Raw genomic sequence first — 14,624 nt, 5'->3', positions numbered from 1 at the left:
CATATCGGACCTCACATGCTCGCCCGCATCCTCCTCGCCGCCACCGCCCTCGTCACCCCCACCTTCGCCGATGACATCACAACCTGGCGCCTGTTCATCGCCGATCACGCCGACCCCACCGTCATCGCCCTCGACGCAACTACCGGCGAAAACCTCGCCACCTTCCCCCTGACCGGCCCGGCCTCACTCTACGCCATCGACGGTGCCGTCTTCGCCGTCCAGGGCGCGGCCAACCAGGTCGCTGTCATCAACAGCGGCATCAGCGTCGACGACCATGGTGACCACGGCGACATCACCATCACCGATCCAGTTCTTGTCGGCGCGACCCTTGACGGCGAAAAGCCCGCCCACGTGGTGGAGCACGGTGGCAAGACTGCGCTGTTCTTCGACGGCTCCGGCAAGATCAACCTGTTCAGCAGCCACGACTGGGCGCACGACGGCAAGATCGAACCTGTCGAGCTCGACAGCGGCACACCCCATCACGGCGTCGCTGTCCCGTGGGGCGACTACACGTTAAGCTCGGCCGCCAATGCCGATGATGAAAAGAAGCCCCGCATCGGCCTGAAAGTTCTCGACAGCGCCGGCAATCAGGTCGGCGATATCCATGCCTGCCCAGACCTCCATGGCGAAGCCAGTTCAGGCAATCTGGTGATCATCGGTTGTGGCGACGGCGTGTTGATCGTCTCCGGTTCGGGTGAGCCCAAGATCGAAAAACTGCCCTATGCCGGCCTGCCAGACGGCAAATCCACCACCTTTCTTGGTGGTGTCGGCTTGCAGTATTTCCTCGGCAATTACGGTGCCGACAACGTCGCCATTATCGACCCAGCGGAGACAACCGCATTCCGCCTCGTCGACCTGCCAACCCGCCGCGTGCATTTCGCGGTCGATCCGATCCGGCCCAAGTTTGCCTATGTCTTTACCGAAGACGGCAAGCTCAATCAGCTCGACGTGGTCTCCGGCAAACTGGTCCAGTCGCTTTCCGTCACCGATCCATATTCGATGGACGGCGAATGGAGCCTGCCACGTCCTCGCATCGCCGTCGCAGGGAACGTGGTTGCCGTGACCGATCCCAATGCGGGCAAGGTACACCTCATCGACATCGCGACATTCGCCAAGACGGGCGAGTTGCCGGTCGATGGAGCGCCATACAATATCGTCGCGGTCGGGGGCTCGGGGACGGTGCACTAGGGGTAACGTGCACTAAAGCAAGAATACCCCCACCTAACCTTCCCCTGAAAAGGGGGACTTCGATCCGGCCGAAGGCAAAATCACGCCAGTGGCGTGATTTTAGGTGAGAAGGCCGTGAGGGCTATGCCCGAACGGCGGGTGGGGGTATCCCCTCCAAAGACCCGCCCCAGCCGCCTACTTCAACGGCCCCTTAAATATAAAGAACGCCCCAAGCCCGATCAGCCCGAACCCCACACCGTGGTTCAGTGTCAGCTTCTCGCCGAAGTAAAACACGGTGAACACCGCAAATACCGAAAGCGAAATGACTTCCTGGATGGTCTTGAGTTCGGATGGCGAATAGACCGCCTCGCCGATCCGGTTGGCGGGCACGGCCAGCCAATACTCGAAAAACGCGATGCCCCAGCTGATCAGCACCGCGGCCCACAGCGCCGAGGTTGGCCATTTCAGGTGCCCGTACCAGGCAAAGGTCATGAAGATATTGGATGCAACCAACAGCCCGATTGGGGCCAGCGTAGGGAAATTGAAGCCCAAGGCTTCCTCCTGAAGACACCGGACGAACCCGGCGCCTCACAGATATCACCACGCCATTTTTGGAAAAGCGCGAAACTGCATCACTCTCGACAATAAGAGTGGCCCGGTCGCCGCCCCACTTGCTGTCTAGCGCAAATGCTTGGTGCGCTGCTCGAGCGCAAACAGGTCGTCGTGCAGGCTGTCCATGCGGGCCTTGAGCGCCGCCTGCGCGTCATAAACGCCGCGGTTGTAATAATAGGCGCCCATCTTGTCGGCGAAAAACTGCATCAGCATTTCGGACGGGATGACGCCGATATCCTGATCCAGCTCGTTGCGGAAATAGTCCTGAATTTCTCCAACAATGGCCTTGGTCTCGTCGCGGTCAAACTTGATGGGTTTCATCCTGGGGTCCTCTGCTCTTGAGCGTGCTCTCTGCCTAGTGCGAGTCGCATCCACCCGCCGCGCGCAAATCTGCTTCAGCCCACCAACGAGGCGCTTGACCAAAACCGGTTCTTCCTACCGAGCCCGATTGCGGCAACGACCATTTGATGGCAGATTTCGCCGCCGTCGGCCATTGGCGCCAGGTCGATGGCGTCGGCGATGTAGCGCCCGCCTCAAGGAGTTCGGCCATGTTGCTGCGTATGTCTGCCATTGTCGTCTGTGCTGCCCTTGCATCCCCGGCCTTTGCCCAGGACCCATCGACCTTTGCCTGCGATGGCGTGTTTGGCCGCGATAGTTCCGAAGCGCTGCTGATCAAGACCTATGGCAAGGAAAACGTCGTCACCGGCAATGTCGATGGCCCTGAGGGCACCACCATTCTCGCCACTACCGTCTTCCCCAATGATCCGCAAAAGACCATGGAATTTGGCTGGTGGGACGAAACCAATCTGACCGACCTGAGCTACGCTGATCTGTCGCCGTCCATGGAAGGACCGCAGGGCGTGCGCGTCGGCATGAGCGTCGAGGATGTGGTTGCCATCAACCAGGCGCCCTTCACCATTGGCGGCTTCTGGTGGGATTATGGCGGCTACGCCAGTATCGAAGACGGCACGCTCGCCCACGTCGAGGGCAATTGCTACATTTCGCTGCGCTTCGCCCCCACCAATGAAGACACCGATGATCTCGATGTGAACCCTGTATCCGGGGAAGTCTCCATCCCCACCAGCGAGCCGCTGCTCAAGGATCTGGCCGTTCAGGTCCAGGTGCTCAGCATCAGCTATGAAGGCCCCGAAGGCGACGAGTAACCGCAGGGCGGATTGACCGCCCTCAAGGGGCGGCGTACATGTCAAACTGTATTGGTTCCCCGCGTCCGTAGCGGCAAGGGGATACCCGGACCGACGATTTTTCGTTGGGAAGGAAAGGGAACACGGTGAGGCGTACCCATTAGGGACCAACTCCGTGGCTGCCCCCGCAACTGTATGCGGTGCGCGCTCTCACTATGCCACTGGTGGCCGAAAGGCTGCTGGGAAGGCGAGGGCGCTGTCTCCACCGCAAGCCAGGAGACCTGCCAATACAAACGCCGGGCGTAAAGCCCATCTGTTCCGCGCACGGAGGGTGCTGCTATGAATGCAACGACTAAAGCGACGACTGCCACTCAGTCACTCTCGATTTCCCAACGCGTTGTTGCCGGTTCGCTGGCGCTGCTGCTCGGTCTGACCCTGCTGGTCGGCACTGGCTTTGCTGGCGATTTCCGCCTGCATAATGGCGCACACGACACCCGTCATGCCATGGGCTTTCCCTGCCACTAAGGCAGGGTCCGGAGCGCTTCCAGCAAAAGTGGGAACCGGTTTGCTCCTCGGACTTGATCCGAGGATCGGAAGCGCGACCACCAGGAAATCGAGAGAAACATCATGATCCGCAATCTGTTTGCCGCTGCGCTTATCGCAGCGCTATCGGCTGGCCTTTTGACCGCCGTCATCCAGCATTTCCGCGTCACGCCCCTCATTCTCCACGCCGAAACCTTTGAAGGTGAAGGCGGCGGTCATAGCCACGGCGAAGAAGCCGTCGCGCAGGACCACACCCACGACGCCATCGCCACCCTTGAGGAAGAGCCCGAAGAATGGGCCCCCGCCGATGGCTTTGAGCGCACCGCTTATACCACGCTCGCCACCGTCCTCGCCGCCGCCGGCTTCGCGCTGGTCATCGGCGCCGTCTCGATGTTCGCTAATATTCCGATCACCTTCGCCAACGGCTACCTCTGGGGCATTGCCGGCTTCCTCGCCTTCTCGCTGGCCCCGGCCTATGGCCTCGCGCCCGAATTGCCGGGCATGCCGGCCGCCGAAGTCTTCCCGCGCCAGCTCTGGTGGGTCGGTACGGCGCTCGCCACGGGTGGCGCCATCCTGCTGCTCGCCAAAACCCGCGCCGGCTGGGCCTTTGCGGTTGCTGCAGCACTGGTCATTGCGCCCCACATCATCGGCGCACCGATCGGCCCCGATGAGCCAAGCGCCGTGCCAGCCCATCTCGCCACCGAATTTGCCGCCATCACCCTGGGCACGTCCGCCGTGTTCTGGCTGGTGCTCGGCACTCTGTTCGGCAAACTGAACGACGTGTTCGCGCGCAATCGCGTCACCGCAACGGCCGGAGTGCCCGCATGACCGCCAAGATCCCAACCACCGTCATCACCGGCTTTCTCGGCGCCGGTAAAACCACCCTCGTGCGCCATCTTCTGGCGCACGCCCCCAAGGGCAAGCGCATCGCGCTGATCATCAACGAGTTTGGTGATCTGGGCGTCGACAAGGACATTCTCGCCGGTTGCGGCGACGAAACCTGCCGCGAAGAGGATATGGTCGAGCTGTCCAATGGCTGCATTTGCTGCACCGTGGCCGATGAGTTCATCCCCACCATGCAGGCGCTGCTCGCCCGCCCGGACAAGTTCGATCACATCGTTATCGAAACTTCGGGCCTTGCTTTGCCACAGCCACTGATCCGCGCCTTCAACTGGCCAGAGATCAAGGCCCAGGTCACCATCGACGGCATCGTGACGGTGGCTGATGCCGCAGCCCTCGCCGAAGGCCGTTTCGCCTCTGACGAAGCCGCCGTCGATGCGCAGCGCCGCCAGGACGAAATGCTCGATCACGAAACCCCGCTGGGTGAACTGTTCGAAGATCAGCTTTCGGTCGCCGATCTGGTCATCATCAACAAGGCCGATCTGGTCGACGCGGCCACGCTCGCCAAGGTTGAAGCCAATATCCGCGCCGAACTGCGCCCCGGGGTCGGCGTCATCCATGCCCGTAACGGTCACGTCGATATCGCCGCGCTCCTCGGCATGGGCATGTCCTCCGAAGACGACATCGCCAACCGCCCCAGCCATCATGAGCTGGAACATGGCGGCGAAACCCACGAGCACGACGATTTCGACAGCTTCTCGGTCCGCCTGCCATCCATCGGCAGCAAGGACGAGCTGCTCGCAGTCATCGAAGCGACGATCCGCGATCATGACGTGCTGCGCCTCAAGGGCTTCGCCGCCGTTCCCGGCGCCGCCGCCCGCCTCGCCATCCAGGCCGTCGGCCCCCGCGTCACCGCCTATTTCGACCGCCCCTGGAAAGACGGCGAAAAGCGCGAAACGGCCCTCGTCGTCATCGGCGAAAGCCCGCTCGACCACGCCGCCATCACCGCCAGCCTGCAACGCGCCGTAGCCGTCGCCGCCTAAGCGGCTGGTGAGCGGCTAAAAGTTCGAACTGACTGACCCTGGTAGGGTTGGCCCCGATCTGTCCCTCCCCCTCATCAGGGGGACTTCGAACCGCCCGAAGGCAAAATCACGCCAGTGGCGTGATTTTAGGTGAGAAGGCCATGAGACCTGTGGTCGAATGGCAGGTGGGGGCATCCCCCTAACGAAAGAGCACTCGCCATGACCGAGATCACCAAGGATTCCAACGGCACCCAACTCAACGATGGCGATGCCGTGACCCTGATCAAGGACCTCAAGGTCAAGGGCACCTCGGTCACCCTCAAGCGCGGCACGCTGATCAAAAACATCCGCCTCACCGGCGACACCGCCGAAATCGAATGCAACGCCGAAAAGGTAAAGGGACTGGTCCTGCGCACCGAGTTCCTCAAGAGAGCCTGATGGCTGAAGTCGACACTACGCCGTATCCTTCGGAACAGCCCAACCCTCTTGGGAACTGGATCGTCATCGCGTTGCTATGGCCCTTGGTCAGCCTAATAGTGCTGGTTCTGACAATGAGGGTGGTTGCGCCTGGTAGCGTAGTCGACGTACTTTGGGACCATCCAGATTTTGCCGCCGGCATCCTGGCCATTGGATGGGTATTTGGTCTCTTGCCTGCCGCGCTGTCCGGCATAAGCCTCTACGCCATGTCCCCTCGCTTGCCCTCGCGTGGGTTGCGCGCATTGGCATGTGTCGCAATCGGCGCAACAATGAACATAGTCAGCAGCATCCCCGGCATCATCCTTCTAACGAGTGGAGGGCAGTTCGGTTGGGGCTTCGCATTTGCTGTCTCATTCTCCGGCGCCGTGGCTCTGCTGGTGACCGGCGTCCGCTGGAGCGTCCGCTGATGCATCTTCTCTCCGCCCAGGCAGGTGCCATCCAGCAGGAAGGCGAGGCTATCGACCTCGCCCAGCGCCCCGGCGCGCTGATTTTTGCCAGCTCCGCCGATAGCGAACTGGCCATGCTGGCCGGTGCCGCCGACCGGGCGGGGGAGGCCGAACTCCGCCTCGCCAATACGCTGCGCCTCTCCAACAATATGTCCGTCGATCTCTGGCTCGAAGACACCGTCGGGCACGCGAGATTGGTCGTGCTCCGCCTTATCGGCGGCGCGGCCTATTTCCAGTATGGCGTCGATGAAATCAGCGCCCTCTGCACCAACCGCAGAATCCCGCTCGCCCTCATCCCCGGCGACGCCAACCCCGACCCGATCCTGCAATCGCGCTCGACCATCCACCCCGACGACTGGTCCCGCCTCCACAGCCTCTTCATCGCCGGCGGCCCCGACAACGCCGACACGATCTTGCAGGCGTTCAATCTCCTTTCTTCACCTCTCCCTTCGGGGGAGAGGTCGGCCGCATCGAGGCCGGGTGAGGGGGCCTTAGCGGACCTCTCCCCCAAACCCTTCGCCCGCTTCGGCCTCTGGCACCCCGCCACCGGCATGACCGACGAACCCGGCCTCCGCGCAATCCACGCGAGTGGCCCTCATGGTGAGGCGGGAGCGCAGCGACCCTCGAACCACGAGGGCATGGCACCAAACATCCCCATCCTCTTCTACCGGGCCGCCCTCGAAGGCGCCGGCACCGACACCATCGCCGCCCTCATCACCGAGCTCGAAGCCCAGGGCCTCGCGCCCGTGCCTTTGCTCGTCTCCTCCCTCAAGGAAGCTCCCTGCGTCCGCTTTGTGCAAAACGCCTTGGCCGCCTTCCCGCCCTCCGCCATTTTCAACCTCACCGCCTTCGCCCTCGGCATCGATGGGCTCGACGAAAAGTCCAACCCCTTCTCCGGCTCGGACGCACCAGTCATCCAGCTGATCCAGTCCGGCCGCTCCGAAGCGCAATGGGCCGCCGATCCGCAGGGCCTCTCCTCCAAGGATATGGCGATGTACCTCGTCATGCCCGAAGTCGACGGCCGCCTCGGTGGCCTGATCGTCGGCCACAAGGCCGATGCCGTCTGGCACGAACGCTGCCAGATCCCGCTTACCGCCTACACCCCCGACCACTCCGGCATCGCCCGCGCCGTCGTCCTCGCCAAAAACTGGGCCACGCTTCGCGCCACTCCCCGCGCCGAGCGCAAAATCGCGCTCGTCCTCGCCAACTACCCCATCCGCGACGGCCGCCTCGCCAACGGCGTCGGCTACGACGCCCCCGAATCCACCGTCCGCATGCTCCAGACCCTGGACAGGGCCGGTTACGACCTTTCTTCACCTCTCCCTTCGGGGGAGAGGTCGGCGGCGCAGCCAACGGGTGAGGGGGCCTTTCCCCAAACCTCCACAGACCTCATCGCCGCCCTCCAGTCCGGCCCGACCAACGCCAACCCATCCCGCGGCTCATCCCCCGCCACACTCTCGCTCGCCCGCTACTGCGCCCTCTTCGCCAATCTGCACGAAGACATCCGCACCGCCGTCACCGCCCGCTGGGGCGATCCCTCCACTGACCCATTCGTGCGCGACGAAACCCTCCATCTCCCCGCGCTCATCTTCGGCAACGTCGCCATCCTGATCCAGCCCGCCCGCGGCTATCACCTCGACGAAACCCTTAGCTATCACGACCCTGCGCTGGTGCCGCCGCACGCCTATATCGCCGCCTATCTCTGGCTGCGCCACGAATTCGGCGCCCACGCCCTGATCCACAATGGCAAGCACGGCACGCTCGAATGGCTCCCCGGCAAGGCCACGGCGCTCGATGCCGATTGTTACCCCGACGCCCTCTGGGGCCAGCTGCCGCACCTCTATCCGTTCATCGTCAACGATCCCGGCGAGGGCACGCAGGCCAAGCGCCGCACTGGCGCCGTCATCATCGATCACCTCGTGCCGCCGCTCACCCGCGCCGAAACCTACGGTCCCCTCAAGGACCTCGAAGCGCTGCTCGATGAGTATTACGCCGCGTCCGGCATGGACCGCCGCCGTCTAGCCGACCTCAAGCGCCGCATTCTCGATTTCACCCGCGACAGCCGCCTCGATCGCGACATCGGCCTGCCCGAAGACGAAACCGAAGCTCTCATCAAGATCGACAACTTCCTCTGCGATTTGAAGGAAGCCCAGATCCGCGACGGCCTCCACATCTTCGGCCAATCGCCGCAAGGGGATCTCGAACGCGACCTCATCGTCGCCCTCGCCCGCGTCCCCCGCGGCGACGGGGCAGGGGAGAACTCGCTGATCCGCGCCTTGGCGGATGATCTCAAGCTCGGTTTTGATCCACTGACGGCAAAGCTCGGCGCGCCTTGGACGGGACCACAAATCGCGCAGTCGACACCCTCCCCCTTGCGGGGAGGGATCAAGGGTGGGGGCGACGGTTCCTCCAAAGCCCTCAATGTCGCGGATGGCTCCAAACCCCCACCCCAACCCTCCCCGCAAGGGGGAGGGAGGACGACTGTTACGTTGGCGGCCTCAATGCTTCGGACCAACGGCGACGTCGTCGAACACCTCGAATCCATCGCCGCCACCCTCGTCGACGGCACCTGCACCCCCGAGCCCGATTGGCACGCCACCGCCGCCGTCCTCGACACCGTGCGCACCACCATCCGCCCCCGCCTCGCCGCCTCCGGCCCTGCCGAACTGTCCGCCCTCATCGACGGCCTCGATGGCAAATTCGTGCCGCCAGGCCCATCCGGCGCCCCCTCACGCGGCCGCCTCGATGTCCTTCCCACCGGCCGCAATTTCTATTCCGTCGATGCCCGCGCCGTCCCAACGCCCACGGCCTGGGAACTGGGCAAAAAGTCAGCCGAAAGCCTCGTCCTCCGCCACCTGCAGGATCACGGCCACCACCTGCGCTCAGTCGCGCTCTCCGTCTGGGGTACGGCCAATATGCGCACCGGCGGCGACGACATCGCGCAAGCCCTCGCCCTCATCGGTGCCAAGCCCGTCTGGGACCCGGGTTCCCTGCGCGTCTCCGGCTACGAAATCATTCCGCTGGCCAAGCTCGGCCGCCCCCGCGTCGATGTCACCCTGCGCATTTCCGGTTTTTTCCGCGATGCCTTCCCGGCCCAGATCGCCCTGTTCGACCGCGCCATCCGCGCTATCGGCGCGCTCGATGAACCGACCGAAGACAATCCCATCGCCGCCACCATGCGCACCGATGCCCTCGGCCTCATCGCCGCCGGCCAGCCCGATCAAGGCGCCGGCCACCGCATTTTCGGCTCAAAACCTGGCACCTATGGCACCGGCCTTAATGCGCTTATCGATTCCGGCGCCTGGTCCACCAAGGCCGACCTCGGCAATCAGGCCCTCGATTGGGGCCAATACGCCTATGGCGCCAAGTCCGCCGGCACGCCCGAGCGCGCCCGCTTTGCCGCCCGCCTCAGCGACATCGACGCCATCATCCACAATCAGGACAATCGCGAGCACGACCTGCTCGATAGCGACAACTACTACCAGTTCGCCGGTGGCCTTTCCGCCGCCGCCGAAACGCTGACCGGTCAACAGCCCGCCGCCTATCACAACGATCATTCCCGTCCCGAACGCCCGCTGATCAAGACGCTGGAAGAGGAAATCTCCCACGTCATGCGCTCGCGCGTCGTCAATCCAAAATGGATCGCCGGCATTCAGCGCCACGGCTATCGCGGCGCCTTCGAAATCATCGCTACGGTCGATTTCATGTTCGCCTTCGCCGCCACCACCGGCGCGGTCAAGACGCACCATTTCGATCTGGCCTTCGAAGCCTTCGTTGAAAACGACGCCATTCGCGACTTCATCAAATCCGCCAATGCCTATGGCTATGACGAGCTCATCGCCAAGTTCAACGATGCCCGCCAGCGCGGCCTCTGGACCCCACGGTCCAACTCCACCTACGCTCTGCTGACGGGGGAACAATGAATAACACCATCATCTATCTCATCGGCCATTATGGCGTCGGCAAGCTGACCATTGCCAAACAACTCTGCGCCACCAGCGGCGCACGGCTATTCGACAACCATCTGGTCAATAACGTGATTTTCTCGCTGATCCGCGAAGACGGCAGCGCGCCGATCCCCGACCGCGCCTGGGACCTCATCATGACTGTGCGCGATCAAGCCATCACCGCCATCGCCGAAATCGCCCGCCCTGACGCCAGCTTCGTTCTGACCAATGCGCTGATGGAGGACGATCCGCTGGACCACAAAGTCTATGCCCAGATCGCCGATATGGCTGCCCGCCGAAACGGGGTTTTCGTGCCGGTAATTCTCTCCGCATCCGACGCTGCCCATGCCGAACGCATCCCTTCGGAAGATCGCGAACAGCGCCTGAAGATGACCGACGTGACCGGCGCCGCGCACGTGCGCCAGACGCGGCCATTGCTGGCCATCGACCACCCAAACCTGTTGCAACTCGACACCACCCATTTGCCGCCCGATCAGGCGGCACGCACGATCATCGAACACGCGGAGCGCCTGCAATGACCGACAAGCCCGTCAAGAAAACCGACCTGATGAGCGAGGCCGAACGCGACGCCTATCACGCCGAAAAGATGAAAAAGAAAAAAGAGGCGCGCAACAAGATCCTCGCCACCAAGACCGAGGAAAAGGGCCTGCTCATCGTCCATACCGGCAAGGGCAAGGGCAAATCCACCGCCGCCTTCGGCATGGTGTTCCGTGCGCTGGGCCACGGCTACAAGGTCGGCGTCGTGCAGTTCGTCAAGGGCGTCTGGGAAACCGGCGAGCGCGATGTGCTGATGAAATTTCCCGAGCTCGTCACCATCAACGCCATGGGCGAGGGCTTCACCTGGGACGTCGCCGACCGCCAGCGCGATCTAGCCGCCGCCCGCAACGCCTGGGAACAGGCCAAGGCGCTGATCTCCGATCCGTCCAACAAGCTGGTGCTGCTCGACGAGCTCAACATCGTCCTGCGCTACGACTACCTACCCATCGATGAAGTCGTCGAATTCCTGCGCAACAAGCCGGTCGACACCCACGTCATCGTCACCGGCCGCAACGCCAAGGACGAACTCATCGAAATCGCCGACCTCGTCACCGAAATGACCGAAATCAAACACCACTTCCGCGCCGGCGTGAAAGCCCAGAAGGGCATCGAGTTTTAGTTTCCCTACGTTTCCCGTCGGGGGAGAGGGCTTGCCCTCGGGCCTGACCCGAGGGTCGGCGTGCAACGCCGGGTGAGGGGGCCTGTCTTCTATCTCGAAAAACCCACCGCCGCTGCCCTCGGGCTCGACCCGAGGGCCACTCAGGGCCCGGCGCGCACTACGAAAGGTCCTCGGATCAAGTCCGAGGACAGCCCAGTGTATTTGCTGAACAAGCTAGCAATTCCCCTCAAGGCTCTGCACCAGCCGCGCGATCACCGGGTCCATTTTCGCCACATCGCGCACCGCATATTGTGCCCGGAACGCCGCATAGCTCGTCCCGCCGCACAGCAAGATCATGCGCTGATAGATGATCTGCCCGCCCCCAGTGCCCGAAAAGCTGGCCCAGCGTGGCGTCGTCGCCTGATAGGTGATCGCCACGCCGTTTTCGCTCTGCGCATAGCCCTGCCGGTCCATGACTTCCTGCTCAAAGCTCCCCAGCAGATTACCGCCCCAGACCAGCAGCCCCTTGGCCCCGTCCGGATTGTAAAAGCTCTGCCCATCGCCATTCTCGCTCTCGCCGCTGCCGTCAAAGCCTGGCGGAATGTCGACCTCATAGCCAAACCGCGCATTGCTATAATGCTGCCACTCCTGCGCAAAAGCTGGAGCTGCGAACAGGGCGAAGATGACGATGAGAAAGGTGCGCATGAACCGAATCTGCCTGCATCGCCGATTTCACGCAAGCCGTCTTGAGACCTCATGGTGAGCCTGTCGAACCACGAGGTCGGGCACAATACCGCCGTCCAATCGTCATTGCCCGGCTTGTCCGGGCAATCCATCCCTCGGCGCGAGTGAAAAGATGGATTACCCGGCCAAGCCGGGTAATGACGCTGGTTAGCAATCACTGCAAGGAAGCCCCCTACAGCACCACAATCCCACTATGCTTGGCCTTAGCCTCAGGCTCGACATGGATCGTAATCTGCACATCCTCCACCGCCTCGCGCAGCTTCGCCTCGAGGGAATCGCAGATCGAATGTGCCGCATCCACCGTCATCGTCCCCGGCACCACCAGATGAAAGTCGATGAACGTCATCTTCCCCGCCTGCCGGGTGCGGATGTCATGGGCTTCGAGCGCGCCATCGGCATTGCCGGCGATGATGTCGCGGATGGTCTTGCCGGTTTCGGGTGGCACGGCCACATCCATCAGCCCGCCCACGCTTTCGCGGATCACGCCCCAGCCCGACCACAAAATGTTGAGCGCCACCAGCGCCGCGAGAATCGGATCGATCACCGCCCATCCGGTCAAAATCACCAGTCCCAGCCCGATCAGCACGCCGATGGTCGACACCACGTCGGTCATCAAATGCTTGCCGTCGGCCTCAATGGCGGGCGAACGGAGCTTGCGCCCCTGCCGCACCAGCACCCGCGCCCAGATCAGGTTGATCACGGTCGCAAACGCGCTGATCAACAGGCCCTGCGTCGGCGCTTCGGGCAATTCTGGCGACATGAAACCAAAATAGGCCTCGCGCAGGATCAGGATCGCCGCCACGATGATCATCACGCCGACGATAACCGCCGAAAAATACTCGGCCTTGTAATAGCCATAGGGCATGCCCGCGTCGGCCGGCTTTTGCGCCAGCTTCACCGCGATCAGCGCGACGATGGCCGTCACCACATTGACGATCGATTCCAGCGCGTCCGAATAGAGCGCCACCGAACCGGTGATGTACCAGGCCAATAGCTTCAGCCCGAGCACGATAACGCCGACGAGCAGGCTGCACGCAGCGATTGCCAGCGTTCTGTTTGCGGTAATGCTCACGGGGGAATCTTTCAAATCTTGGATAGGTTGGCCATAAACCGAACGTCGCCAGCCCGCAAGTCATTGAATTTGCAAATCATTTTCAGAAGCATTCTGATCTGGAGCAGGCTGCGGCCAAGCCGTTGATTGACCACGCGCTTCTGTCCGCCTAGAACAGTTGGGCGCAGAGTTCCCGTGATGGAACTGAAACAGAATTCGGTGCGGTCGACCCAAATCGGGGACCAACTCCGGAGCTGCAACGGTCTTGAGCGAACCTGCCTCTTGGTGTTGAGAGGCGATCATGTCGATGGTTCTGGCCGGGTCCATTCCCGGTTCATTCAGTATTGAGTTTCCAAGGCTTGTGGTCGGCATCGGCTATTCCAGCGCCGCCACCGCTGCCGAAATCATCACGCTGATCGAACAGAGCCTTGCCTGCCTCGGTGCGGATCAAACGTCCCTTGCCGCCATCGCCACCCACCAGCGCAAAGCCGGCGACGCAAACCTGCTCGCAACCGCCCGCCATTTCGATGTGCCGGTCTGCTACTTCGGCGATGCCGACCTGGGGCTGGCCGTCCCCAACCCATCGGCAAAGGTCGTCGCCGCCATTGGCCTCACCTCTGTCGCCGAGGCCGCCGCCAGTGCCGCCGGTGCTCTCATCCTCGCCAAGCAAAAATCGGCTTATGTCACCTGCGCGCTGTCGCGCTGCGCGCCCGATTTCGAGCCGCTTGCCTTCGGTCAGCCCAGCACTAGTGCGTCCACGGCAGCGTCGATGCTCGCTACTTCCAGTGCCGGTCCATAGGCAGGCCGTTCGATCATGACCACTTTTACGCCAAGCCGCCGCGCGGCTTCCAGCTTGGCCGCCGTCTGCGCGCCGCCCGAATTCTTGGTCACCACATGAGTGGTCCCCTCGCGCTCCATCAGCGCCATTTCGTCGCTGACGCTATAGGGTGGTCGCGTCCGCAGCAGCGTCGCATGGCGCGGCATCTCCACCGCCGGGGCCTCGATGGTCCGCACCACAAACTGGCAATCGTCGCGCTCCAGAAAATGCTCCAGCCCGGTATGGCCCGTGGTCAGCAGCACATCGGCATTGCAGGGCAGGGCGCGTGCCGCCTCGGCCGCCGTCTCCACAGTCATCCAGTCATCGCCAACCGCCTGCTCCCAGGCCGGGCGCATATACCGCACCAGCGGAACGCCGGTCGCGCGGGCCGCCGCCACGGCATTGATCGAAATCTGACCCGCATAGGGATGCGTCGCATCCACCAGCCGCTCGATCCCCGCCGCCCGCAGATAAGCTGCCAGCCCCGGAATGCCGCCGAACCGCCCCATGCGCAACCCGCCCTCGGGCAAAATCGGGTCCTGCGTCCGCCCCGCCAGCGAGGTCGTCACGTCATGGCCCAGCGCCACCAGCCGATTGGCCAGTTGACGCGCTTCGGCTGTCCCTCCAAGGATCAATATCTTCATCGGCCTATCGGTGCTC

Annotated in this window: 16 protein-coding genes and 1 riboswitch; of the genes, 11 read left to right on the top strand and 5 right to left on the bottom strand. The window is 63.0% G+C overall.

The annotated features are described in order from the left end of the window. Window positions 1-15: 15 nt before the first annotated feature. The gene (gene aztD, locus ABIE28_RS13035; protein WP_354063585.1) at window positions 16-1,188 is read left to right on the top strand and encodes a zinc metallochaperone AztD; all 1,173 of its coding nucleotides are present in this window, start codon (window positions 16-18) and stop codon (window positions 1,186-1,188) included. A 174-nt stretch (window positions 1,189-1,362) separates the two neighbouring features. On the opposite strand, the gene ABIE28_RS13030 is transcribed toward aztD, so the two are convergent. Then, window positions 1,363-1,719 (bottom strand): DMT family protein, encoded by a 357-nt coding sequence (locus ABIE28_RS13030; RefSeq protein ID WP_354063583.1) that lies wholly within the window; start codon window positions 1,717-1,719, stop codon window positions 1,363-1,365. Window positions 1,720-1,845: 126 nt separating this feature from the next. After that, window positions 1,846-2,100, bottom strand: a complete 255-nt coding sequence (locus tag ABIE28_RS13025; protein ID WP_354063581.1) for a DUF2164 domain-containing protein — start codon at window positions 2,098-2,100, stop codon at window positions 1,846-1,848. 146 nt (window positions 2,101-2,246) lie between these two features. On the opposite strand from ABIE28_RS13025, the gene ABIE28_RS13020 reads away from it, so the two are divergent. The 9 genes from ABIE28_RS13020 to cobO all read left to right on the top strand — a co-directional run bounded on the left by ABIE28_RS13020 (window position 2,247) and on the right by cobO (window position 11,373). Next, window positions 2,247-2,942 carry a hypothetical protein gene (locus ABIE28_RS13020; protein WP_354063579.1) on the top strand — a complete coding sequence of 232 codons (696 nt, stop codon included), beginning with the start codon at window positions 2,247-2,249 and terminating at the stop codon, window positions 2,940-2,942. A 35-nt stretch (window positions 2,943-2,977) separates the two neighbouring features. Beyond that, window positions 2,978-3,224: riboswitch (cobalamin riboswitch) on the top strand. 36 nt (window positions 3,225-3,260) lie between these two features. After that, complete coding sequence (locus ABIE28_RS13015; RefSeq protein ID WP_354063577.1) at window positions 3,261-3,446, top strand: CbtB domain-containing protein; 186 nt, start codon at window positions 3,261-3,263, stop codon at window positions 3,444-3,446. Between the two features lie 102 nt (window positions 3,447-3,548). Continuing rightward, the gene (locus ABIE28_RS13010) at window positions 3,549-4,292 is read left to right on the top strand and encodes a CbtA family protein (RefSeq protein ID WP_354063575.1); all 744 of its coding nucleotides are present in this window, start codon (window positions 3,549-3,551) and stop codon (window positions 4,290-4,292) included. Continuing rightward, window positions 4,289-5,347: a cobalamin biosynthesis protein CobW gene (cobW, locus tag ABIE28_RS13005; protein ID WP_354063573.1), complete on the top strand. Its 1,059-nt coding sequence runs from the start codon at window positions 4,289-4,291 to the stop codon at window positions 5,345-5,347. The genes ABIE28_RS13010 and cobW overlap by 4 nt, the downstream gene beginning before the upstream one ends. A 198-nt stretch (window positions 5,348-5,545) precedes the next feature. Then, the gene (locus tag ABIE28_RS13000; RefSeq protein WP_354063571.1) at window positions 5,546-5,764 is read left to right on the top strand and encodes an alkylphosphonate utilization protein; all 219 of its coding nucleotides are present in this window, start codon (window positions 5,546-5,548) and stop codon (window positions 5,762-5,764) included. Beyond that, entirely contained in the window at window positions 5,764-6,210 is a 447-nt protein-coding gene (locus ABIE28_RS12995; protein WP_354063569.1) for a hypothetical protein, read from the top strand. Before ABIE28_RS13000 ends, ABIE28_RS12995 begins: the two co-directional genes overlap by 1 nt. Beyond that, entirely contained in the window at window positions 6,210-10,172 is a 3,963-nt protein-coding gene (locus ABIE28_RS12990; RefSeq protein ID WP_354063567.1) for a cobaltochelatase subunit CobN, read from the top strand. The genes ABIE28_RS12995 and ABIE28_RS12990 overlap by 1 nt, the downstream gene beginning before the upstream one ends. Continuing rightward, window positions 10,169-10,735, top strand: coding sequence for a P-loop nucleotide/nucleoside kinase family protein (locus ABIE28_RS12985; RefSeq protein WP_354063565.1), 567 nt, complete (start codon window positions 10,169-10,171; stop codon window positions 10,733-10,735). The genes ABIE28_RS12990 and ABIE28_RS12985 overlap by 4 nt, the downstream gene beginning before the upstream one ends. Further along, entirely contained in the window at window positions 10,732-11,373 is a 642-nt protein-coding gene (gene cobO, locus ABIE28_RS12980; protein ID WP_354063563.1) for a cob(I)yrinic acid a,c-diamide adenosyltransferase, read from the top strand. The genes ABIE28_RS12985 and cobO overlap by 4 nt, the downstream gene beginning before the upstream one ends. A gap of 213 nt (window positions 11,374-11,586) precedes the next feature. Here the strand turns inward: cobO and ABIE28_RS12975 are convergent, their stop codons facing one another. Together ABIE28_RS12975 and ABIE28_RS12970 are read right to left on the bottom strand one after the other, a co-directional pair. Further along, window positions 11,587-12,057 carry a hypothetical protein gene (locus tag ABIE28_RS12975; RefSeq protein WP_354063561.1) on the bottom strand — a complete coding sequence of 157 codons (471 nt, stop codon included), beginning with the start codon at window positions 12,055-12,057 and terminating at the stop codon, window positions 11,587-11,589. Window positions 12,058-12,268: 211 nt separating this feature from the next. Further along, window positions 12,269-13,162 carry a cation diffusion facilitator family transporter gene (locus ABIE28_RS12970; RefSeq protein ID WP_502913436.1) on the bottom strand — a complete coding sequence of 298 codons (894 nt, stop codon included), beginning with the start codon at window positions 13,160-13,162 and terminating at the stop codon, window positions 12,269-12,271. A 286-nt stretch (window positions 13,163-13,448) separates the two neighbouring features. Between ABIE28_RS12970 and ABIE28_RS12965 the strand changes: the two genes are divergently transcribed. Beyond that, complete coding sequence (locus ABIE28_RS12965; RefSeq protein WP_354063557.1) at window positions 13,449-13,946, top strand: cobalamin biosynthesis protein; 498 nt, start codon at window positions 13,449-13,451, stop codon at window positions 13,944-13,946. On the opposite strand, the gene ABIE28_RS12960 is transcribed toward ABIE28_RS12965, so the two are convergent. After that, window positions 13,883-14,608, bottom strand: coding sequence for a cobalt-precorrin-6A reductase (locus ABIE28_RS12960; protein WP_354063555.1), 726 nt, complete (start codon window positions 14,606-14,608; stop codon window positions 13,883-13,885). The genes ABIE28_RS12965 and ABIE28_RS12960 overlap by 64 nt on opposite strands. Window positions 14,609-14,624 lie beyond the last annotated feature (16 nt).

It is taken from the genome of Devosia sp. 2618 (genome assembly GCF_040546815.1).
In the GTDB taxonomy this organism is placed as follows: Bacteria; Pseudomonadota; Alphaproteobacteria; order Rhizobiales; family Devosiaceae; genus Devosia.
This window is presented reverse-complemented; position numbering and strand designations above follow the sequence as displayed.